The following is a 20,165-nucleotide window of genomic DNA, read 5'->3' as shown; positions in this document are numbered from 1 at the left end:
CGGAACCAGGGAGTGTGCTTGGAGTGGGGTTCGTCGGGCACGTGGCGCCGACACAGAGCCGTTGTGGAGGTGTCGCCAGACGGTCTGGCGAAGCCGTCACGAGAGCGTCTTGGCGATCTGACGGAGAAATCCGCCGTGACCTCGGTATTCATGCAGGTCAAAGAGAGTTTCCCCAAGCCTCTTGAAAACCGCTAGGTCCTTACGGGGCCTCGTGGGTTCAAATCCCACACCCTCCGCCACAGACCTGTATAGACGCAGCTCAGGGCCGGTCTCGGAAGTCTCCGAGACCGGCCCTGAGTCGTTCGGTGCTTGGGAATCGACGAGCGCAGCCTCGTCCTCAGCTCCGCGAAGAGGCTCCGACGAGGGCGCCGATAACGGCCTTCGCAGCGCGTGAACCACTTGCGAGTGCGCCCTGGATCGAAGGGGTGTCGCGGTGGTCGCCGGCGACGTAGAGGCCGTCAGCCAGCGCAACCGGTCGCCGCAGGTCGCCCAACGGCGGAGGTGCGCTCGGCAGCGCCTCGGGGACCCGTACTTCCCGGACCAGTTCCCAGTCGGAGGCGGAGGTTCCGTGGACGGCCGCGGTTTCGGTGCGCACCTGCGCCTCGGTGAGCCGACCGGTACCCAGTACCGACGTGGCGATCAGGGATCGTCCATCGGGTGCGTAGGACGGAGCCGTGGCAGTGAGCACCACGGAGTTGGCTATACGCGGTCCGCGGCGCATCACACGTCCGTCCACGTGCAGGAGTGCTTCCTCGCCCTTTCCGGCAGGGCGCGAGTGGTAATAGGTCGTGACCGCGTTGACCTGCGGCTCGGGGAGGAGGGACGGGAGCAGTTGTGCTGCCTGGACCGGTCCGGTCGCCACGATGACGGCCTCGGCCCGCACTTCGCCGTCGTCGGTCAGGACATTGTTCCCGCGCACTTGACGCACCGCGGCTCCCAGACGGATACGTCCCGTCTCCAGACGGGCCGCCATCTGCTCCGGGATCGTCCCCATGCCTTTGGCCGGCACGGTGACCCTGCCGAGCACGAAACTGCGCCACACCAGATCGGCGAACCGGCTCGATGTGGAGAGCGAGTCCTCCAGGAAGACCCCGGACAGGAACGGGGCGACCAGCGACCGTACGGTCCGCTCGCTCAGTCCCTGCGCGCGGAGCTCCTCCAGCGCAGTGGTCTCGGGTCGTGCCTTGAGCCGGGCTGCCGGGGCGGCAGCGTTGCGCGCGGTCATGCGCAGCAACCGCAGCGCATCGTGTGTCCCCACGGCGGGGCCGGCGAGGAAGGCCAGTGCGGACAGCGCCCCGGACGCCGACGCGCTCAGCCGGTGGAGGCCACGGTCGCTGCGCACAGCGACACCCTTGGGGAAGGTTCGGAGTTCGAGCGCTTCGAGGTCGAGGTAGCGACGCAGTGCGGGATAAGCGGTGTTGAGCACCTGGAAGCCTCGATCGATGCGGTACCCGTCGACGAGGTCGGTGCGCATCCGTCCGCCGACCCCGTCGGATGCCTCCAGTACCAGTACGTCGAGCCCGGCCGATGTCAGGTCCAGCGCGGCCGCCAACCCTGCCAGACCTGCTCCGACGATGACGACATCACATGTTCGAGGGATACCAGTCACGGTCACCACCCTAGTTCGGAGGGCGGCTGATCTGCGGGATCCCCGCACCGGTCGCGTGGGAGGGGCTTCCCCCGTGGGAGGAGGGGCGCGAGCGGTGAATTCCCCGCCACGGTGCAAAGGAGCCGACGCAGCAGAACGCAATGACTCGCGCGAATCGTCGTCAACCGGTCAGAGCGAGGAAACCGATCGGATCAATGCGACCTTGGGTAACTGAAAACAAGCGCGGAGCAGTCGACTTCCCGCTTGTTCGCAGAGAGGAGGCCGATCATCCATGCAACGTCTTGGCTCCACTGTTCTGGTCGCGGCAGCGTTACTCGCACTGGCGGCAGGCGGAGCCCATGCGGCCGACGAGGCAGGCCATGACGGGCACGGGTACCGGCACAACAGCAGGCCGCAGGCCACCGAAAGCCTCGGACGCACCGGCGGGGAGGTCTTCGTGGCCAAGCTCAAGCCGTTGAAGGTCAACAGATCCACTGCCGCCGGGGACGCCCGGATCATGCTCAAGGACAACCGGGCGCACGTGTGGATGAGGGTGAGCGGTGTCCTCGCCGATGCTCCGCATGCCCAGCACGTCCGCTTCGCCGGCGAAGGGCGCTGCCCGGTCGGCTCCGAGGCCGGCATCCACCAAGGTTTCCCTGCGCTGAGCCTTTCGGAGGGACGCCGGGCCCATGGCGGCATCGGTGTCTCGCTGACCACGTCGGGCGACACCGGTCCCGACAGTGTGCTGGCGATGGACCGTTTCCCGAGCGCTCCGGACGGCTCCTACGACTACGCCCGCACGATCACGCTGTCAGGGGGCGCCATCGACGCGATCCGTGACGGCAGCGCGGTGATCGTCGTGCACGGGATCGACTACAACGGCAACGGCAGGTACGACGATGTCCTGGGGGGCAGCGACGTTGCCTCCGACCTGTCCATGGAAGCCACCAGTCCGACCGCCTGCGGCGTTTTGCGCTGACCCTCGAGTGAACGGGCCCGTCGCGTGCCGGGTCCGCGGCCCTGGCCACATTTATTACCGGCTAGTAACATTGGTTGGTATGACGACCGACAACGCTGAATTCGTGAAGTCCGGCCTTCTGGACGCCGTTCCGTTCGCCCGAACCCTGGGGCTGGAGTTCGTGGACCTCGCCCCCGGCAGTGCCACTATGCGGTTGCCCGACGACCCCGCTCACCACAACCACGTCGGTGGGCCACACGCCGGGGCGCTTTTCTCGTTGGCGGAGTCGGCCTCGGGGGCGATCGTGCTCGGATCGTTCGGCGACCAACTCGACCGTGCCGTTCCGCTCGCCGTGACCGCGGAGATCCACTACCGGAAGCTCGCCATGGGGCCGGTCGTCGCCGAGGCGCGACTGGGGAGGCCGCGCGCGGAGGTGGTTGCCGAGCTCGACGCCGGCGGGCGGCCGGAGTTCCCGGTGGCGGTCGAGATCCGGACCGAGGACGGAACCGTCACCGGTGCGATGACCGTCACGTGGACGCTTCGACCTAAGCGCTGACCGCCTGCGGCGATCCGTTCCGACCCGGGGGCCGTCCGTCGGGTGGGGGCGGATCGCCCATCGGCCGAGGGACGGCATGGTTGCTCCGGATTCGATCCCCGTCCCGCGGTCGGGCAGGCGTGCGCGGGCCTCGGTGCTTGGGAGTCGAGGGGGAACGGCGGTGTTTTCCGGGAAATTGTCCACAGGGTGTGGATTCTTTCCGGGCAATGTCACTCGCGCTGGGTACGGTGGCCTCACAACCGGGTGACCGGGGCGAACACTGGAGGTCAACGTGAAGTTTCGAGCCGATCGCGATGCTTTTGCCGATGCAATCGCGTGGACGGCCCGCGCACTGCCCGCCCGCCCCGCTGTCCCCGTCCTCGCCGGAATCCGGCTGGACATCACCGATTCAGCTGCGGGAACGCTGGATCTCTCCGGCTTCGACTACGAGGTCTCCGCCCAGGCATCTGTGGAGGTTCAGGTCGAGGAGCCCGGCAGCGTCCTCGTCTCGGGACGGCTCCTCGCCGAGATCGTCCGCAACCTTCCCCCCTATCCGGTGGAGATCGGTCTGGAAGGTTCCAGGGTCGTCTTGACCTGTGGAAGCTCTCGATTCACACTGCTCACCATGCCGGTAGAGGATTACCCGACCCTGCCGGCCATGCCCAGGGTCACCGGCTCCATTGCCGGAAACACCCTGGCCACCGCCATTCGACAGGTCACTCCCGCCGCCAGTCGCGACGACACCTTGCCGATGCTCACGGGGGTCAACCTCAGTCTCACGGGTGACGCCATCGCCCTGGCCGCCACCGACCGCTACCGCATCGCCGTCCGCGACGTCTGGTGGCAGCCCCAGACACTCGAAACAGAAACCTCGGCCCTGGTTCCCGCCCGTACCCTCGCCGAGATCGCGCGCTCGATCACTTCCGGCGGAAACGTCGACGTCGCCCTGTCCGCCATGGGTGTCCCCGCTTCCGCGCAAGGCGAAGGAATGATCGGCTTCGAACACGCCGGACGCCGGACGACAACCCGTCTCATCGACAGCGAGTTCATCAAGTACGAAGCCCGGTTCCCCACCGATTTCGCCGCAAGCGCCGAGATTCCCGTCGCTCCGTTGCTCGAAGCGGTCAAACGCGTCTCCCTCGTCGCCGACCGCAGTACTCCACTGCGCCTTTCCTTCGGCACGGGCGAACTCGTCCTGGAGGCAGGGTCGGGTGACGACGCCCAGGCCCGCGAGGTGCTGGACGCCAAGTTCGAGGGCGAGCCCATGCGGGTCGCGTTCAGCCCCCAGTATTTCCTGGACGGCCTCGGCGCGGTGGAGACAGAGGCGGCCCTGTTGAACTTCACCGCACCCACGAAGCCGGCGGTGATCACCGGAGTCCCTGTTGACAAGGGCTCCCCGCCCGACTTTCGCTACCTCGTCATGCCGCTGCGCGTGGCCTGAGGAAACGCCAAGCCGGGGCCGGTATGCGCGGTGCGGGAGACTGGTTGAAAGACTGACCGGGTACGGCTCGGGCGGGTTGCAGGGCGCCGTTCGCCCAGGAGGCGTGGCGCGGCCCGCGGTAGTTCTAGTGTGACCAGGAGAATGTAATGGCCAAGGCTCCCGTAAACGTGACTGTCACCGGCGCTGCCGGGCAGATCGGATATGCGCTCCTCTTCAGGATCGCCTCGGGCCAGCTGCTCGGTGCCGACACCCCCGTCAAGCTCCGCCTGCTGGAGATCCCGCCGGCGGTGAAGGCCGCCGAGGGCACCGCGATGGAGCTCAACGACTGCGCCTTCCCGCTGCTCGCCGGGATCGACATCTTCGACGACGCCCGACAGGCGTTCGACGGTGTCAACGTCGGTCTGCTCGTCGGCGCCCGTCCGCGGGGCAAGGGAATGGAGCGCGGCGACCTCCTTGAGGCCAACGGCGGTATCTTCGGGCCCCAGGGCGAGGCGATCAACGCCGGCGCCGCTGACGACGTTCGCATCCTTGTCGTGGGCAACCCCGCCAACACCAACGCCCTCATCGCCCAGGCGCACGCCCCCGACGTTCCCGCCGACCGCTTCACCGCTATGACCCGTCTCGACCACAACCGTGCGCTGTCGCAGCTCGCGGCCAAGGCCGGGGTGACCGTGAACGACATCAAGAAGCTGACGATCTGGGGCAACCACTCCGCCACCCAGTACCCCGACATCTTCCACGCCGAGATCAACGGGTCCAACGCCGCGGCGACCGTCAACGATGAAGCTTGGCTGAGCGACACCTTCATCCCCACCGTCGCCAAGCGCGGTGCGGCGATCATCGAGGCGCGCGGCGCTTCCTCTGCGGCCTCCGCCGCCAACGCCGCCGTCGACCACGTCTACGACTGGGTCAACGGCACCCCCGAGGGCGACTGGACCTCCGCGGCCATCGTCTCCGATGGTTCCTACGGTGTCCCCGAGGGTCTCATCTCCTCGTTCCCGGTCACCTCTCGCAACGGTGCCTGGGAAATCGTCCAGGGCCTTGAGGTCAACGACTTCTCCCGCGAGCGCATCGACGCATCGGTGCGCGAGCTGGCGGAGGAGCGCGATGCTGTGCGCGGACTCGGCCTGATCAAGTAGTCGCGGCCCTGAAGTGTTTCGGGGTCCGCCGGGTCATTCCGGCGGACCCCGGTCGCTGCGTTGCCTGTCGATGACGCCCGGCCCGGGCTCCTCGACCACCCGCAGTTCGTAGTGCAGTGTCCTGCGATGCATCAGCCGATACGACAGCGGTACCGCCCAGCGGTGCAGGGCAGGATGGCGCCGCTGCAGGAGGTGCGCGGCGTCGCGCGCCTTTGCCCCCAGGAGCAGCCGGACCTCTCCTCGGGCAGCCGGGCCGGTGGGCCTGCCACCGATGGTGCAGGGGCGCAGTTCCGTCATCGGGTTGCGGCTCAGTCGTTCGGCCTTGTCGGAGTCCTCCCAGGTCTGAAACAGGACGCGGTCGCCGTCCACGACGATGCTCACCGGAGTGTCCACCCCACCGGTTCCGTCGCTCAGGTAGGTCCGCAGCAGGCCGGTGCGATGCCGGCGAAGTGTTTCCAGGAATGCGGCCACTGGTATCCCCGCCTCCCCATGGAGATGGACGTGGTGTTCTCTTCCTTCCCGCTCCGGGGGGCGTCACGCGAACGGCCGTCACTTGTGGACAGCGCGTCGTCCTGCCCGGACGGAACCACCCGCGGCCACGCGAATGCGTCAGATTCGGGTCGGAGGAATTGACCGTCGGTCGTCCACCGGCAGCGGTCGAGAATTCCACAGGTGGACGGGGTGCTTTCCGGGCCGACCCGGTTGATCCTCCCAAGGGGGTGGAGCCGTGGTCGCGATCGTCTTGTCAAGTCTTTGACGTGCGTCAACGCAAAAAAGTGTCGGTCATTGCCCAGTGTCGCCCCGGGGCTCTTCTGGGCAGTCCGAAATCCGAGTTATCCACAGTTTCCCCAGGTTTATCCACAGGATTTCCCTTGTTGTGGAAACCGTGGACACCGAATCCGGTTGGGCAGAAAAACGCCTGGTCGAAGAGGGTGTCACCTGGAAGAGGGGGCGCTGGTTCCGCTTGGCGCCCCCTCCCGTTTCCCGCTTGTTCAGGAACCCAGCCGGGCAAGCTCCTCGTCGGTCAACAACCGGGACCTGATCAGGAAACGAACTCCTTCCGGTGCCTCGACGGAGAATCCACTTCCTCTCCCAGGAACCACATCGATCGTCAAGTGGGTGTGTCGCCAATACTCGAACTGCGACTCCGACATCCATACCGAGACCGGCCGCTCGATTCCGCCGACGTGCAGATCGCCCAGGTGGACGTCGGAATTGCCCAGGCGAAAATCGCCGTCGGGGTAGCACATCGGTGAACTTCCGTCACAGCACCCGCCCGACTGGTGGAACATCAGTGGGCCATGCGTCTCGGTGAGCCGGGCGAGCAGTTGTGCTGCCTTCTCGGTGAGAGAAACCCGCTCGGGCCGGTCCGCGTCGCCGGCCATGGCTAGAAGAGTCCCAACGCGTTCTCGGAATAGCTGACCAGCAGATTCTTGGTCTGCTGGTAGTGGTCGAGCATCATCTGGTGGTTCTCCCGGCCGAAACCCGACTGCTTGTATCCGCCGAACGCGGCGTGTGCGGGGTAGGCGTGGTAGTTGTTCACCCACACCCGGCCGGCCTGGATGTCGCGCCCCGCCCGGTAAGCGGTGTTGCCGTTGCGCGACCACACGCCCGCCCCCAGGCCGTAGAGCGTGTCGTTGGCGGTCTTGATGGCGTCGTCGTAGCCGTCGAACCTGGCTACCGAGACCACCGGGCCGAAGATCTCCTCCTGGAAGATCCGGAGTTTGTTGTGACCCTCGAAGATGGTGGGCGCGACGTAGTAGCCGCCGGCCAGGTCACCGTCGTGCACCAGGCGCTCACCGCCCAGCGCCACCCTGGCGCCCTCCTGTTTGCCGATGTCGATGTAGGACAGGATCTTTTCCAGCTGGTCGTTACTGGCCTGTGCCCCGATCTGGGTCGCCGTGTCCAGTGGGTTGCCGGTCGTGATCCTTCGGGTCCGCTCGATCGCGGCGCCCAGGAAGTCGTCGTAGATGTCGGACTGGATGAGTGCACGGGAGGGGCAGGTGCAGACCTCGCCGGAGTTCAGGGCGAAGAGGGTGAAGCCCTCCAGCGCCTTGTCGTAGAAGGCGTCGTCAGCCGCCGCCACATCCGAGAAGAAGATGTTGGGGCTTTTTCCGCCCAGTTCCAGGGTGACCGGGATCAGGTTTTCGCTGGCGTACTGCATGATCAGTCGACCAGTGGTGGTTTCACCGGTGAAGGCGACCTTGCGGATGCGCTTGTTCTGCGCCAGAGGTTTGCCGACCTCCACCCCGAACCCGTTGACCACGTTGAGTACGCCCGGCGGCAGCAGGTCGGTGATCAGGTCGACCAGGAGGTGGATGGAGGCTGGGGTCTGCTCGGCCGGTTTGAGTACCACGGCGTTGCCCGCTGCGAGTGCCGGCGCGAGTTTCCACACCGCCATCAGGATCGGGAAGTTCCACGGGATGATCTGGCCGACCACCCCCAGCGGTTCGTGGAAGTGGTAGGCGACGGTGTCGCCGTCGAGTTGGGAACTGTGCCCCTCCTGGGAGCGGATCGCCGCCGCGAAGTAGCGGAAGTGGTCCACGGCCAGCGGGAGGTCGGCGGCGAGGGTTTCCCGGACCGGCTTCCCGTTCTCCCAGCTCTCCGCGACCGCCAGTTGTTCGAGGTTGGCCTCGATCCGGTCGGCGATCCGGTTGAGGACCAGTGCGCGATCGGCCGGCGGTGTACGGCCCCAAGCAGCCGAGGCTCCTTCGGCGGCGTCGACCGCGCGCTCCACGTCCTCGGCGGTGCCACGGGAGATCTCGGTGAACGGGCGCCCGGTGACGGGGGTGATGTTCTCGAAGTACTGACCCTTCACCGGAGGGACGTACTCCCCGCCGATGAAGTTGTCGTAGCGGGATTTGTATTCGACGATGCTGCCGGCTGTGCCCGGCGCCGCGTAGACGGTCACTTCGGCGACCTCCTGAAAGCGAGACTGGATGTGTGGTGCGCCACATTAGAAGTCCGGCCGTTGCAATCACGTTGCATGCGGGTGAGGGTGCCCCGATTGGCGTCCCGAGCAGGGGGTAGGCATGTGAACAGCAACGGGGCGCCTCGGCAGTGTCGGGGCTGATGCCTTCCGCAACAGCCGGGCGCGTATGCGACGACCACAGTGTTCGCCGGACGGTGATGAAGTGTCCGCTTCCCCAGAGTCCACATCGTGGCACGGGCGCATGGCGGGGCCCGAGCGCTCCGGCCGCGCACTGCGTCACGATTACGAGGCGGCCTTCGGCGAGGCACGCGTGCAGCCGGGGACCCGGTCCCTGGTCTCGGCCTCCTGGCGGCGCTCGCTGCAGGCCCGTGTCGATCCGGAGACCGCTGACCCGCCGCTGGTCTACGACCGCGACGAACTGTGCGACGTGCGCTCGAACCACCCCCTGGCCGCCGTCATGGCGACCTTGCGCCGGACTCTGGCCAACGTGGTGGACGATTCCGCCCAACTACTGATCGTCACCGATGCCGACAGTCGCATCCTCTGGTGCGAGGGGTCCAGCCAGGTGCGCAGCGAGGCCGACGACGTGCTGCTCACCGAGGGGGCGCAGTGGAGCGAGGACGTGATCGGCACCAATGCCATGGGTACCGCGTTGTTCATGCGCAGCCCCGTCCAGATCTACTCCGCCGAGCACCTGGTGCGCACCTACCATGACTGGACGTGCGCGGCCAGCCCGATCACCGATCCCGACAGCGGCCACGTCCTGGGCACGATCGACGTCAGCGGCCGGCACAGCGGTGTCCACCCGGCAATGGTCCGATTGGTGTCGGCCGCTGCCGAACTCGCCGAGCACGAGCTGCGGTTGCGGGTACGTGCGGACGACGATCGGTTGCGCGAGCAATGCCTGGAGGATCTGCATCGTCTCGGCGCTCAGCCCGGCGCACTCCTCAGCCGGAGCGGCCGGATCGTCGCCGGCCATCGCCGTGCCGACTATCCCGGGGCGCTCCCGGAGCGAGTGGACACCACCGCCGGCAGCGGGCACGTCGATCTCGGGAACGGGCTTCGGGGCACGCTCGAACCGCTGGCCCGCGGTTGGCTGCTCCGATTACCGGCCCGGCACACGCGTCCGGTCCCCGCTCCGCGTACTGGGCGTACGTCACCGGGGCCGAAGCTCTCCCTGCGTTTCCTGGGCCCCGGAACCCCTGATGTGCGGCTCGGGGGGCGTCTGCTCCGGGTCTCTCCGCGGCACGCCGAGATCCTGGCGCTGCTGGCAATGGCCCCGGCAGGCCGTACCGCCGAGCAGCTGGCCCTGGGCCTCTACGGGGAGGACGGCAACCCCACTACGGTTCGGGTCGAGGTGCACCGCCTGCGTTCCCAACTCGCAACGGATGTCCTGTTGACCCGTCCCTACCGGTTGGCCGAGCGGCCCGACTCCGACTTCCTCCAGGTGCGCCAGGCCCTGAACAGGGGTGACGTGCACGCCGCGCTTGCGAAATACCGGGGTGAGTTCCTGGGACGCTCGGAGGCTCCCGAGGTTCGGGTGTTTCGCGATGAACTCGCCGCGACCCTGCGCACCGGTGTTCTGGAACTCGGGGACGCCGAAGCCCTGTGGCACCTCGCCCAGACCGACCTAGGACGAGACGACACCGAAGTCCTGGAAACCCTGGTGGCGGTGCTGCCGCGGACCTCGCCCCGCAGGGTCGGCGCGGCCGGACGGCTCGACGCGCTCCGTGCTTTTGACCGAAGGTAGACCCCGCCCGGTGTCGGCCGTCGGCCCCACGGGGCCTTCAGTCTCCGTCGACCAGGGAATTGGACGTCCCCCGGCTCACCGCTGTTTCCATACCGAGTTCGGCGCGGCGACCGCGGATATAGCCCGCCCGGTAGCCGGCGCGGTGGTGGGTTCGCTCGGGGCGGGTCGGACGCAACTGAGGGAAACGGCGCTCGAAGTCCTCCTGGACACGGTCGACGTCCTCGCGCAGCACGAGTTCGGCGCCGCTCTTGGCGCCGGTGGTGCTGGTGGGATCAGCGGTCGTGTCGGTCCCGGACTGTTCGGGTTCGTCCGCCGCCAGGCGCGCCCGGAACTCGCGGATGCGTTCGGCCACCGCGGAACCGTAGGCGCGGATGAAGGACCGGTAGAAGCGGCTGCGCTCGGAGGCCAGTGTCGAACGCTCGTAGTTGCGCAGCTCACGCAGCCCGGTGACGTGCTCACGGGCGGTGAAGCGGGCGGACGCCTCCATCTGCATGGTGATGGAGGGCAGCAACACGCGCAGCGAGTCCAGTGCGGTGACCGTGCCCACGATGATGAGCATCCGGTCGGTGTTGGCCGAGGAGTTGCCGCGAACCGCCGACTGGCAGCCGTAGGCCGAAGCGATCGCGGCCAGGGCCTTGACGCGTGCCTTGCCGTGGCCGCCCACCCCCGATACCGGGAAATCCAGCCGGGTGACGTCCTCGGCGGCTTCGCCGCGTTGCGCACGGGCCTCGGCCTCGACGATGGCGTGGCGGGTCATCAGTTCCGCGGCCTTGGCGGTGAACGCTTGGCTCTCCGCATCGGTGACCGAGGGATCCTCGGCCATCCGAAGAAGGCCGCGGACCCGTTCGATCATTTTCTGCCGGGCGTCGTCGCCGGAGGGGGTGGAGGGGTCAACTGTCACGGGGCACGCTCCGCTTACACCGTTCAATGGAGGCAATGAAGCCGTTCCGGCGCACAGGGGCGTCCGGAACGGGGTGGCGTGTCGTGTCCGTTATCGATGTCTCGCTATGCAGGGCGCAGTCATCCCCTGTTCACTCAGGCCAGATCTCGCGGCACGTCAGTTCTTGTTCCCGGCGACCATACCGATGATGCCCAGGATCACCCAGATTACGGCGGCCGTGCCGATCCCCGCGGCAAGAGCGCCGAACAGTCCACCGATCAACGACCCGCCGAGGACCGACATGATGAAGGACACGAGTGCGGTACCCGCTCCGCCCAGCATCGCCGGGGCCGCAGCGAAACGCCACGGGTACTGACCAGCGTACCGTCGTGCCCGACGGTCACCCTTGCTGCCCATCAGCGCAACGCCGCCGCCCACCAGCGAGAAGAAGAAAATCGCGGTCGTGAGCGCGCCGCCGATCGGGAAGGCGCCGAGGTTCAACAGGAAGTAGGCGGCACCTGTCACGGTGCCGGCGACCATGGCCGTGCCCCACGGCCAGATCATCGTCGCCGAGGCGACGGGAGTGAATGCGTTGCCGCGCTCCAGCGTCATGTCTGCTCCAAGTCGGTTGTGAGCGACCCGGACCTGGTTGGTCCGGTGATCCCCATCCAGCATGCCCGGGGGACCGTGCCCAGCACATCAGGGCTCTTACCCTGGCTTACCCCTGACTCGCGCTTCCGGCACATCGTTAAGGCCGAAATGCGGCTGTCCGCACGGTGACGGGCCCGCTCTGCACCCGACAACGAACCACGACCGTGCGGAGTGCCCGGGAACGGATAGGGGCCAGTACCGTCGATTGGACCTACCCGCAGGCTCGACGGTTTTCCTAGGCTCGGGGTATGCCTCGCTTCCGCGTCGTCGACGCTTTTGCCGAACGCCCCTTCGAGGGCAACCCCGCTGCCGTCCTGTTGCTCGCCGATCGCTACGACGACGGCTGGGCCCAACGGGTCGCTGCCGAGTTCAACCTCTCCGAGACCGCGTTCGCGCGCCCTGTCGCGTCTCCCGAAGCGGATTACGAACTGCGCTGGTTCACGCCCAAGGTCGAGGTGGATCTTTGCGGGCACGCCACCTTGGCTACCGCGCACGCCCTCGTCGAGGACGGCAGTGCCACCCCGATCCGCTTCAGTACCAGGAGCGGTGTGCTCACCGTGACCCTGCGTGAGGGTCTGCTCTGGCTGGACTTCCCGGCCAACCCGCCCCGCGAGGTCGAGCCGCCCGCCGGTCTGGCCCGGGCATTGGGCGGGAAAGCCGAATGGGTCGGTTACAGCCAGGTGGGCGACTACGTCGTGGTCTACTCCGAGGAAGCGGTGGTCCGCGACCTCGCTCCGGACCTGGCAGCCCTTACCGCCCTGCCCGAGGCACGCGGGGTGATCGTGACGGCGCCCGCTGCCCCCGGCCAGCCCTACGACTTCGTCTCCCGACTGTTCGCGCCGAACGTCGGAGTGCCCGAGGACCCGGTGACCGGGAGCGCGCACACTGCGCTTGCCCCCTATTGGGCGGCACGGCTCGGCCGGGGATCCCTCACCGGGTTCCAATGCTCGACCCGTGGCGGCCGCCTCTCCCTGGAGCTCTCCGCCGATGCTCCGGGGCGGGTGCTCATCGGAGGCACGGCCGTCACGGTCAGCGAGGGAGAACTGCGCGTCCGACCCCCGAAGCCGTGACGGTCGCGGGAGACGATCCGCCGGTCAACGGCCGCCGTCCGATCGGGACGCGCGGTGCAGCCACGACAGGGGAACCGGATGCGTGCCCGCAGCGACGCAGTGAAGACGCAGCGCAGAGTCGTCGGTCACGACCACCGTGCAGGCCGCGTCCGCATGGGAGCGGGCCACTTCCAGGACGGTTGTGCCGGCGGGGCCCGCGGTGCGGACGACCTGTGTGCCGGGGGCCGGTTCCAGGGCGGGCGCGGAGGCGTCGACCACGAACAGCGCGGTGGGGAAGCGCCGGTGCAGTGGGGCCAGGCCGAGATCGGGCGGGAGCACGTCGTCCGGCACGCCTACCCGGACGAGTTCGGCCACCTCGTCGTGGAGCGTGCCGATGGCGTCCCGGGGCGGCGAGGCGTTGGTTGCGTCCACCACGAGGACGAACGGCTGCGACAGTGCATGGTACAGGTCGGGCCACGTCACCCCGAGTGCCGGGAGCAGCGGCAGGTCCGCGACCTCGGCCACCGGTACCCAACGCATGATCGTGCTCTCGTGGTTGCCCGGGAAGAAGGGGCGACGCTCCCTGGTGCTGGCAAGCACCGTGTCGAAGACCCACACGCCCAGGTCCTGGCGGTGGACGCCTTCGAGGTCGACCGGTCCCAGGTCGCCTGCCACCTCCTCGCCGAACTCGCGCAGCGCAGCGGTGATCGAGGTCTCCCCACTGTTTCTGGCACCTCCGGGCAGGCCCCAGGTGTTGCCCTGGTGGGTCCACCCCGACCGGTACTGCATGAGGACATGACCGGGATCCGTTGTGCCTACGGCGTGCAGAAGCAGTCCCGCCGCGCCGTACCGGCCCCACCTGCGTGAGCCGTCGGCGAGAACGACCCAGCCGTCGCCGTCCCCCTTGAGCATGGCGTCCTCCGTCTCACATGCCCCGTGTTCCGGGGCCGATGGTCCCCTGACCAGCATGACCAGTTCGGTGGTTCCCGACCACGTCGCCCCCTGCTTCCTGGTCCCGACCCCTGAAAACGATCGCTTCCCGTCTGTCGGGGGCCGGGAACGTCCGGTTCCAGGACACCCGACAAGGGGTGAAACCGGCCTTCCGGGGCAGGTGGGAAGCAGCGCGCAGTCGGCGCACCCTCCTTGTACGGCCGCGGGCGCGACTGTAAGCGGATTGAAAGCTGTCCGCAAGGCGCGCCGCTTACGGTGGAACCACTCTGCGAGAGCGGTTCCCGTGGGAGGACGGCCCGCGGTTGTCGGTCTGGCGGTGACGGGTGCTTCGCCGCCCGCGACCGGACCCTGTTGCGGCGGGCCCGGTTGCGGTGCGGTGAGTCGCTCCTGCCGCGATCTCGCGTCACATCGTCACGAGGGGAAAGTGCATGCTCCAGGCACCCGCTTTGGATCCGGCTACGGTTGAGGTCCGATTTCGGGGAATCATCGAGGGGTGGGAATCCCCCGCAGCGAAAATGCGGCCCACCAAGCACGAACCCGACCCCGAGCTTCCCGAGCCCGGCACGGTCGAGCCCGACGAGCCGGTCCGGACCCCCGATGAAGAGGACGGCGCTGAGAAGCAGGCGGGCTGACCTTGAGTAAATACCATCGCACCCGCACTTGCCTGGGAGGGGAGTGCGGGTGCGACGGCTCACATGTTTATCCAATAAGCCGTAAATGGCCTTGCTAGAGTTCCAATTGTGGAATTTGGCGTCCTGGGTCCGATTTCGGCCTGGCATAACGGGGAGCCGGTCTCTGTCGGCGGGCCCAGACAGCGTTGTGTCCTCGGCGCTCTCCTGATTGACCTCGGAAAAGAGGTCACCGTTGATCGGCTGATCGGTTTTCTGTGGGAAACGGAGCCGCCGCGTACCGCCCGATCCGTTATTCAGGTCCAGGTCTCCCACCTGCGTAGGGCCTTTCCCGGCCTTATTCGGACCACCGCCGGCGGCTATCTCGCCGAGACCGATCCCGACCGCGTCGACCTGCACCGTTTCAGAGCGCTCACGGCCCGTGCCCGTGAAGCCGGTTCGAGCACCGATGCCGCCTCCTTGTGGGACCGTGCTCTCCAGTGCTGGCGCGGCGACCCCTTCTCCGGGACCGGGTCGGCCCGGCTCTGGTACACCGTGGGGCAGCCCCTGCTGGAAGAGCGCTGGGCGGCCGTCACCGCCTGGGCGGAGACCAGTCTCGCCCTGGGGGACCATCTCGCGATCGTCAACCGGCTCGCCCCGATGGTTCGAGAGGAACCGCTGCGCGAGCGCCTGCACCATCTGCTGATCCTCGCGCTGCACCGCAGCGGCCAGCGTGCTGCCGCGCTTGCCGCCTACAACGAGACGCGCCGCTACCTGGCCGAGGAGTTCGGGATCGAACCCGGGCAGGAGACCGCGCAGCTCTACCAGCAGATCCTTTCGGAGGAGGCCGACGAGGCCGCCGCCCGGGGCGCGGACGAATCCCGAACCGGCTCCCTGACAGGTCCGGGAACGCAGGTCGTGCCCACCGACGCCCTGCCCCCGTTCCTCGCCCGCAACGACCTCCCTCGTGACATCCCCGACTTCACCGGCCGCTCCGCCGACCTCCAACGCGTTCTCGACGTGGGGACCGGCGGCCGTTCCCGAGCCGAGGTCTGTGTCATCACCGGTCCCGGAGGGGCGGGCAAAACCACCCTGTCCATCCACGCCGCGCACCGTATCGCCGACCACTACCCCGACGGTCAACTCTTCGTCGACCTCTACGGACATACCGTCGACCAGGAGCCGGCCGATCCGGCCCTCGCGCTGGGCAGCCTGTTGCGCGCGGTAGGGGTGGAGCCCGACGCCGTCCCCGACTCCGCTCAGGAACGAGCCGCACTCTGGCGGTCCATCCTCGTGGACAAGCGGATCATGATCGTCTTGGACAACGCGGTCAACCAGGCCCAGGTGAGCCCGCTCCTCGCGGCCGGTCCAGGCTCCTTCACCCTTGTCACCAGCCGCAACGATCTCGCGGGGCTGAGCGGGGCCCGGCACGTCTCGCTGGGAATGTTGCAGGTGGCAGAAGCGAAGGAACTGCTCAGCACGGTGCTGGGGACGGAGCGAACCACCGCCGACCCCGAGTCCACCTACCGGGTGATCCGCCTGTGCGGTGGGCTCCCCTTGGCGCTGCGCATCGTCGCCGGCCGTATGACCACCCGGCCTCGCTGGACCTTCGCCCACGTCGCACAGCGGCTCGGCGCGCAGGACCGCAGGTTTCGCGAGCTGCGCACCGAGGGGCACAGCGTCGAGGCGATCTTCGAACTCTCCTATCAGAGCCTCAACGCCGAGCAGAAGAGTGCCTTCTTGCGCATGGGACTGATGATCGGCACCAGCGTCGACCTGCACGGCGCGGCAGCACTGCTCGACCAGGACCTTCCCGACACCGACGACCTCCTCCAGGAGTTGGTCAGCGTCTGTCTGTTGGAGGAGTCCGATGTCGACCGTTACCGTTTCCACGACCTGATCGGTGAGTACGCCCGCGATCAGGCGGTGTCCCGGTTGGCCGTCGACGACGTCGAGGAGAGCCGGCTGCGTCTGAGCGAGCACTACCTGCGCAGCGCCAGTCAGGCGGCCGAACTTTTGGGGCCGCGCGGGCACGAGTACGAGGTAGACGCAGTCCCCTCCTCGCGGTACCGCTCCAGCTGGTCCACCTGGTCCGAGGCCGTGCACTGGTTCGAGTTCCATCGGGAGAACCTGGCGGCGGTCGTGGACCACTTCGCCGCGTGCAAGCGCAGTACGCAGGCATGGCAGCTGGCCAACGCGCTGTGGCGTTTCTACGCCGCACACGGCCAGACGGAGCTGTGGCTCAGCACCCACGAGCAGGCCCTGGAGGCCAGTCGTGCCGACCGTGACGACATGGGCAGCGCGGTCACCCTCATCGGACTGGGGATCGCGCACTGCCTTTCGGGACGGTTCGACCTCTCGTTGTCCCTGCTCACCGAGGCCCGGGACATCTTCACCGTGTTGGGCGACGCCAACGGGGAGGCCCGGGCCAGGGCGAACATGGCGATGGTGCTGGAGCGGATGGGCCGGTTCCGTGAGTGCTTGGAGTGCCTGGAACTGGTGTTGGCCCACACGGCCTCCTCCCAGGACCTGGAACAGGAGGTCCGTCAGCGCACCAACATCGCCCTGGTCCACCTCCAGTTGGGCGATCTCGACGAGGCCAGGGAATGCTGTGACGCGGTTCTGGCCGGCGAGCACGGCCCCCGTCTGGACGACTGCCGGGCGGCTGCGCTGCGGATCCTCGGCGAGATCGATGTGCGGCAAGGGGCCCCTACCAGCGCGTTGGACCGTTTCCGGCAGGCGCTGGACCTGTTTTTGACTCTTGAGGACACCGCAGGGGAGACCTACACCCGCAACGGTATCGGGATCGCGCTGCGCGAGACCGGCCGGCTCGACGAAGCGGTCGCCGCGCACCTGCACGCTCTTGCGTTGGGCGAGCAGACCGCCCAGCACAGCGCGGACGCCGAGGTGGGCAACGACCTCGGCGTCACCTACGCTCGCGGCAAGCGCTACGCGGAAGCACGGGTCTCCCACGAGCGGGCGCTGCGGCTGGCCCGCGACCGGCACGAGCGTTTCGCCGAGGCCCAGGCGCTGTACGGTCTGGGACGGCTGCCGGCCGATACGGTCGAACCGGATGCGGCCGCGTCGATGCTCGTCGAGGCCACCGAGATCTTCACGGAACTCGGGGTGCCCGAGGCCGTCGAAGCCCGTGCCGAACTGCGCCGGGTCACGAGCGGTCGCTGAGCCGACGGTCGGCCCCGGTCCGGTGGACGCGGGGACAAGCAGCCGCCGACAGCGAAACAATGCAACCTGTACCCCAGGCAGAGAGCGGATCAGGATTGTGACGACTTCTATTCACCAGCGCATCGCCGAAGAGCTCGGAGTGCGGGATCGCCAGGTCAAGGCAGCGGTTGACCTCCTCGATGGCGGTTCGACCGTGCCCTTCATCGCGCGCTACCGCAAGGAAGCCACCGAGATGCTCGACGACGCGCAACTGCGCGCGCTTGAGGAGCGGTTGCGCTACCTGCGGGAACTTGAGGACAGGCGCACGGCTGTCCTCGAATCCGTGCGCAGCCAGGGCAAACTCGACGAGGCGCTGGAAGCGCAGATCATGGCGGCCGACTCCAAGGCCCGACTCGAGGACGTCTATCTGCCCTACAAGCCCAAGCGTCGTACCAAGGCGCAGATCGCCCGGGAGGCCGGGCTGGAGCCGCTGGCCGACCTGCTCATCGGCGACCCCGGCCGTGATCCCCGGGCCGAGGCGGTCGGCTATGCGGACCCGGAGCGGGGCGTCGCCGATGCGGCCGCTGCTCTGGAGGGGGCCCGATCCATCCTGGTGGAGCGCTTCACCGAGGACGCCGACCTGATCGGGGTCCTGCGCGAGCGGATGTGGGAGCAGGGGCGTCTGTCGTCGCGGGTGCGCGAGGGCAAGGAGGAGGCCGGCGCGAAGTTCGCCGACTACTTCGAGTTCGCCGAGCCTTTCGCGAAACTGCCCTCGCACCGGGTCCTGGCGATGTTCCGGGGGGAGAAGGAGGAGGTCCTCGACCTCACTCTGGAGCCCGAAGAGGCGCCTGCCGGTGAGGGGGAGCGTCCGGGACCCAGCGGTTACGAGGTGCGCATCGCCAACCACTTCGGCATCGCCGACCGTGGCCGCCCGGGCGACCGTTGGCTGCTGGACACCGTCCGCTGGGCCTGGCGCACCAGGGTGTTGGTCCGGTTGGACATCGACCTGCGGATGCGGTTGTGGCAGGCAGCCGAGGAGGAAGCGGTCGGTGTCTTCGCCGCGAACCTCCGTGACCTGCTCCTGGCCGCGCCGGCCGGCACCCGGCCCACCATGGGGCTGGATCCGGGCCTGCGCACCGGTGTGAAGGTCGCGGTCCTGGACGCCACCGGCAAGGTCCTGGACACCGCCACCATCTACCCGCACGAGCCCCGCAGGCGCTGGGACGAGTCCATTTCCGTGCTGGCCGGACTGGCCCGCAAACACGACGTCCAACTGATCGCCATCGGCAACGGGACCGCCTCGCGCGAGACCGACCGGCTTGCCGCCGATCTGATCAAACTCCACTCCGACCTCACCCTCACCAAGGTCGTGGTCTCGGAGGCCGGTGCCTCGGTGTACTCGGCCTCGGCCTATGCCTCCGCGGAACTGCCCGATCTCGACGTCTCGCTGCGCGGAGCGGTCTCCATCGCCCGGCGTCTCCAGGACCCGTTGGCCGAGCTGGTCAAGATCGACCCCAAGTCGATCGGTGTCGGCCAGTACCAGCACGACCTGTCCGAACTGAAGTTGTCGCGCTCGCTGGACGCGGTCGTGGAGGACTGCGTCAACGGCGTGGGAGTGGACGTCAACACGGCGTCGCCGCCGTTGTTGAGCCGGGTCTCGGGCATCAGCGCGGGATTGGCGCAGGGCATCGTCGCACACCGCGACTCCAACGGCCCGTTCCGGTCCCGCACGGCGCTCAAGGCCGTGCCGCGTCTGGGGCCCAAGGCATTCGAGCAGTGCGCGGGCTTCCTGCGCATCCCCGGCGGGGACGACCCGCTGGACTCCTCCAGCGTGCACCCTGAGGCGTACCCGGTGGTGCGCCGGATCCTGAGTTCCACGGGCGATGACCTCACCCAGCTGATCGGTGCGGGCACGAAACTGCGTGCGCTGCGTCCCGAGGACTTCGTGGACGAGACCTTCGGCCTGCCCACGGTGACCGACATCCTCGCCGAGCTGGAGAAGCCGGGGCGCGACCCACGACCGGCCTTCAAGACCGCCGCTTTCAAGGAAGGGGTGGAGAAGCTTTCCGACCTGGAGCCCGGAATGCTGCTGGAGGGCGTGGTCACCAATGTGGCCGCCTTCGGCGCGTTCGTGGACGTGGGCGTGCACCAGGACGGACTGGTGCACGTGTCGGCCATGTCCACGACCTTCGTCAAGGACCCCCGCGAGGTGGTCAAGCCCGGCGACATCGTGCGGGTGAAGGTGCTGGACGTCGACGTTCCGCGCAAGCGCGTCTCGCTCAGCCTTCGTCTGGACGACGAGGTCGAGAAGCGCACCTCCGGTACGGGCGGTTCCGGGGGCGGGGAACGGCGCGGTGGCGAACGGTCCGGCGGACGTCAGCGTGGCGGAGGAGGTGGAGGCAACGGCCGTGAGCGGCGTGGTGGCCGCAACGAGCCGGCTCCGACCGGCGCGCTGGCTGATGCCTTGCGCAGGGCCGGGTTGGACAAGGGGTTGGGCGGCACGGGCCGCTAGGCCGGCGGA

General features: G+C 68.1%; 16 protein-coding genes. 9 read left to right on the top strand and 7 right to left on the bottom strand.

The genetic code is table 11. The features are described 5' to 3' along the window. Nucleotides 1–337: 337 nt before the first annotated feature. Nucleotides 338–1,609, bottom strand: coding sequence for an NAD(P)/FAD-dependent oxidoreductase (locus QSJ59_RS20640; protein ID WP_285761374.1), 1,272 nt, complete (start codon nucleotides 1,607–1,609; stop codon nucleotides 338–340). Between the two features lie 271 nt (nucleotides 1,610–1,880). On the opposite strand from QSJ59_RS20640, the gene QSJ59_RS20635 reads away from it, so the two are divergent. From QSJ59_RS20635 to QSJ59_RS20620, 4 genes are all read left to right on the top strand, one after another. After that, nucleotides 1,881–2,567 carry a hypothetical protein gene (locus QSJ59_RS20635; protein ID WP_285761373.1) on the top strand — a complete coding sequence of 229 codons (687 nt, stop codon included), beginning with the start codon at nucleotides 1,881–1,883 and terminating at the stop codon, nucleotides 2,565–2,567. A 79-nt stretch (nucleotides 2,568–2,646) separates the two neighbouring features. Continuing rightward, on the top strand, nucleotides 2,647–3,102 hold the full coding sequence (locus tag QSJ59_RS20630) for a DUF4442 domain-containing protein (protein WP_285761372.1): 456 nt from the start codon (nucleotides 2,647–2,649) through the stop codon (nucleotides 3,100–3,102). A 271-nt stretch (nucleotides 3,103–3,373) separates the two neighbouring features. Next, on the top strand, nucleotides 3,374–4,522 hold the full coding sequence (gene dnaN, locus QSJ59_RS20625; RefSeq protein ID WP_285761371.1) for a DNA polymerase III subunit beta: 1,149 nt from the start codon (nucleotides 3,374–3,376) through the stop codon (nucleotides 4,520–4,522). 146 nt (nucleotides 4,523–4,668) lie between these two features. After that, complete coding sequence (locus QSJ59_RS20620; protein WP_285761370.1) at nucleotides 4,669–5,661, top strand: malate dehydrogenase; 993 nt, start codon at nucleotides 4,669–4,671, stop codon at nucleotides 5,659–5,661. Between the two features lie 33 nt (nucleotides 5,662–5,694). On the opposite strand, the gene QSJ59_RS20615 is transcribed toward QSJ59_RS20620, so the two are convergent. The 3 genes from QSJ59_RS20615 to exaC all read right to left on the bottom strand — a co-directional run bounded on the left by QSJ59_RS20615 (nucleotide 5,695) and on the right by exaC (nucleotide 8,572). Next, nucleotides 5,695–6,132 (bottom strand): PPOX class F420-dependent oxidoreductase, encoded by a 438-nt coding sequence (locus QSJ59_RS20615; protein WP_285761369.1) that lies wholly within the window; start codon nucleotides 6,130–6,132, stop codon nucleotides 5,695–5,697. A 521-nt stretch (nucleotides 6,133–6,653) separates the two neighbouring features. Beyond that, nucleotides 6,654–7,046: a DUF779 domain-containing protein gene (locus QSJ59_RS20610; protein WP_285761368.1), complete on the bottom strand. Its 393-nt coding sequence runs from the start codon at nucleotides 7,044–7,046 to the stop codon at nucleotides 6,654–6,656. 2 nt (nucleotides 7,047–7,048) lie between these two features. Then, the gene (exaC, locus tag QSJ59_RS20605; RefSeq protein ID WP_285761367.1) at nucleotides 7,049–8,572 is read right to left on the bottom strand and encodes an acetaldehyde dehydrogenase ExaC; all 1,524 of its coding nucleotides are present in this window, start codon (nucleotides 8,570–8,572) and stop codon (nucleotides 7,049–7,051) included. 223 nt (nucleotides 8,573–8,795) lie between these two features. Here exaC and QSJ59_RS20600 point away from each other — a divergent pair, with 223 nt between their 5' ends. Next, nucleotides 8,796–10,343 carry a helix-turn-helix domain-containing protein gene (locus QSJ59_RS20600; protein WP_285761366.1) on the top strand — a complete coding sequence of 516 codons (1,548 nt, stop codon included), beginning with the start codon at nucleotides 8,796–8,798 and terminating at the stop codon, nucleotides 10,341–10,343. A gap of 37 nt (nucleotides 10,344–10,380) precedes the next feature. On the opposite strand, the gene QSJ59_RS20595 is transcribed toward QSJ59_RS20600, so the two are convergent. Beyond that, a complete protein-coding gene (locus QSJ59_RS20595) occupies nucleotides 10,381–11,196 on the bottom strand; it encodes a DUF2786 domain-containing protein (RefSeq protein ID WP_285761428.1) in 816 nt (271 codons plus the stop codon). A 204-nt stretch (nucleotides 11,197–11,400) separates the two neighbouring features. After that, nucleotides 11,401–11,835, bottom strand: a complete 435-nt coding sequence (locus QSJ59_RS20590) for a hypothetical protein (protein WP_285761365.1) — start codon at nucleotides 11,833–11,835, stop codon at nucleotides 11,401–11,403. Between the two features lie 287 nt (nucleotides 11,836–12,122). Between QSJ59_RS20590 and QSJ59_RS20585 the strand changes: the two genes are divergently transcribed. Next, nucleotides 12,123–12,944: a PhzF family phenazine biosynthesis protein gene (locus QSJ59_RS20585; protein ID WP_285761364.1), complete on the top strand. Its 822-nt coding sequence runs from the start codon at nucleotides 12,123–12,125 to the stop codon at nucleotides 12,942–12,944. Between the two features lie 24 nt (nucleotides 12,945–12,968). On the opposite strand, the gene QSJ59_RS20580 is transcribed toward QSJ59_RS20585, so the two are convergent. Continuing rightward, the gene (locus tag QSJ59_RS20580) at nucleotides 12,969–13,835 is read right to left on the bottom strand and encodes an NUDIX hydrolase (RefSeq protein ID WP_285761363.1); all 867 of its coding nucleotides are present in this window, start codon (nucleotides 13,833–13,835) and stop codon (nucleotides 12,969–12,971) included. Between the two features lie 467 nt (nucleotides 13,836–14,302). Here QSJ59_RS20580 and QSJ59_RS20575 point away from each other — a divergent pair, with 467 nt between their 5' ends. The 3 genes from QSJ59_RS20575 (at nucleotide 14,303) to QSJ59_RS20565 (ending at nucleotide 20,156) form a co-directional block, all read left to right on the top strand. Continuing rightward, nucleotides 14,303–14,506 (top strand): hypothetical protein, encoded by a 204-nt coding sequence (locus tag QSJ59_RS20575; protein WP_285761362.1) that lies wholly within the window; start codon nucleotides 14,303–14,305, stop codon nucleotides 14,504–14,506. Between the two features lie 108 nt (nucleotides 14,507–14,614). After that, nucleotides 14,615–17,665 (top strand): AfsR/SARP family transcriptional regulator, encoded by a 3,051-nt coding sequence (locus tag QSJ59_RS20570; RefSeq protein ID WP_285761361.1) that lies wholly within the window; start codon nucleotides 14,615–14,617, stop codon nucleotides 17,663–17,665. 97 nt (nucleotides 17,666–17,762) lie between these two features. Then, nucleotides 17,763–20,156, top strand: coding sequence for a Tex family protein (locus QSJ59_RS20565; RefSeq protein ID WP_285761360.1), 2,394 nt, complete (start codon nucleotides 17,763–17,765; stop codon nucleotides 20,154–20,156). The last annotated feature ends 9 nt before the right edge of the window (nucleotides 20,157–20,165 follow it).

This window comes from Nocardiopsis ansamitocini (assembly GCF_030268225.1).
GTDB lineage: Bacteria > Actinomycetota > Actinomycetes > Streptosporangiales > Streptosporangiaceae > Nocardiopsis_D > Nocardiopsis_D ansamitocini.
This window is presented reverse-complemented; position numbering and strand designations above follow the sequence as displayed.

What these genes read in the sequence shown, in the direction of transcription:
- QSJ59_RS20620 (WP_285761370.1), top strand. Translation starts at nt 4,669, where the DNA reads ATGGCCAAGGCTCCCGTAAACGTGACTGTCACCGGCGCTGCCGGGCAG.
- QSJ59_RS20610 (WP_285761368.1), bottom strand. Translation starts at nt 7,046, where the DNA reads ATGGCCGGCGACGCGGACCGGCCCGAGCGGGTTTCTCTCACCGAGAAG.
- QSJ59_RS20635 (WP_285761373.1), top strand. Translation starts at nt 1,881, where the DNA reads ATGCAACGTCTTGGCTCCACTGTTCTGGTCGCGGCAGCGTTACTCGCA.
- QSJ59_RS20585 (WP_285761364.1), top strand. Translation starts at nt 12,123, where the DNA reads ATGCCTCGCTTCCGCGTCGTCGACGCTTTTGCCGAACGCCCCTTCGAG.
- QSJ59_RS20630 (WP_285761372.1), top strand. Translation starts at nt 2,647, where the DNA reads ATGACGACCGACAACGCTGAATTCGTGAAGTCCGGCCTTCTGGACGCC.
- QSJ59_RS20590 (WP_285761365.1), bottom strand. Translation starts at nt 11,835, where the DNA reads ATGACGCTGGAGCGCGGCAACGCATTCACTCCCGTCGCCTCGGCGACG.
- QSJ59_RS20580 (WP_285761363.1), bottom strand. Translation starts at nt 13,835, where the DNA reads ATGCTCAAGGGGGACGGCGACGGCTGGGTCGTTCTCGCCGACGGCTCA.
- QSJ59_RS20595 (WP_285761428.1), bottom strand. Translation starts at nt 11,196, where the DNA reads ATGATCGAACGGGTCCGCGGCCTTCTTCGGATGGCCGAGGATCCCTCG.
- QSJ59_RS20575 (WP_285761362.1), top strand. Translation starts at nt 14,303, where the DNA reads ATGCTCCAGGCACCCGCTTTGGATCCGGCTACGGTTGAGGTCCGATTT.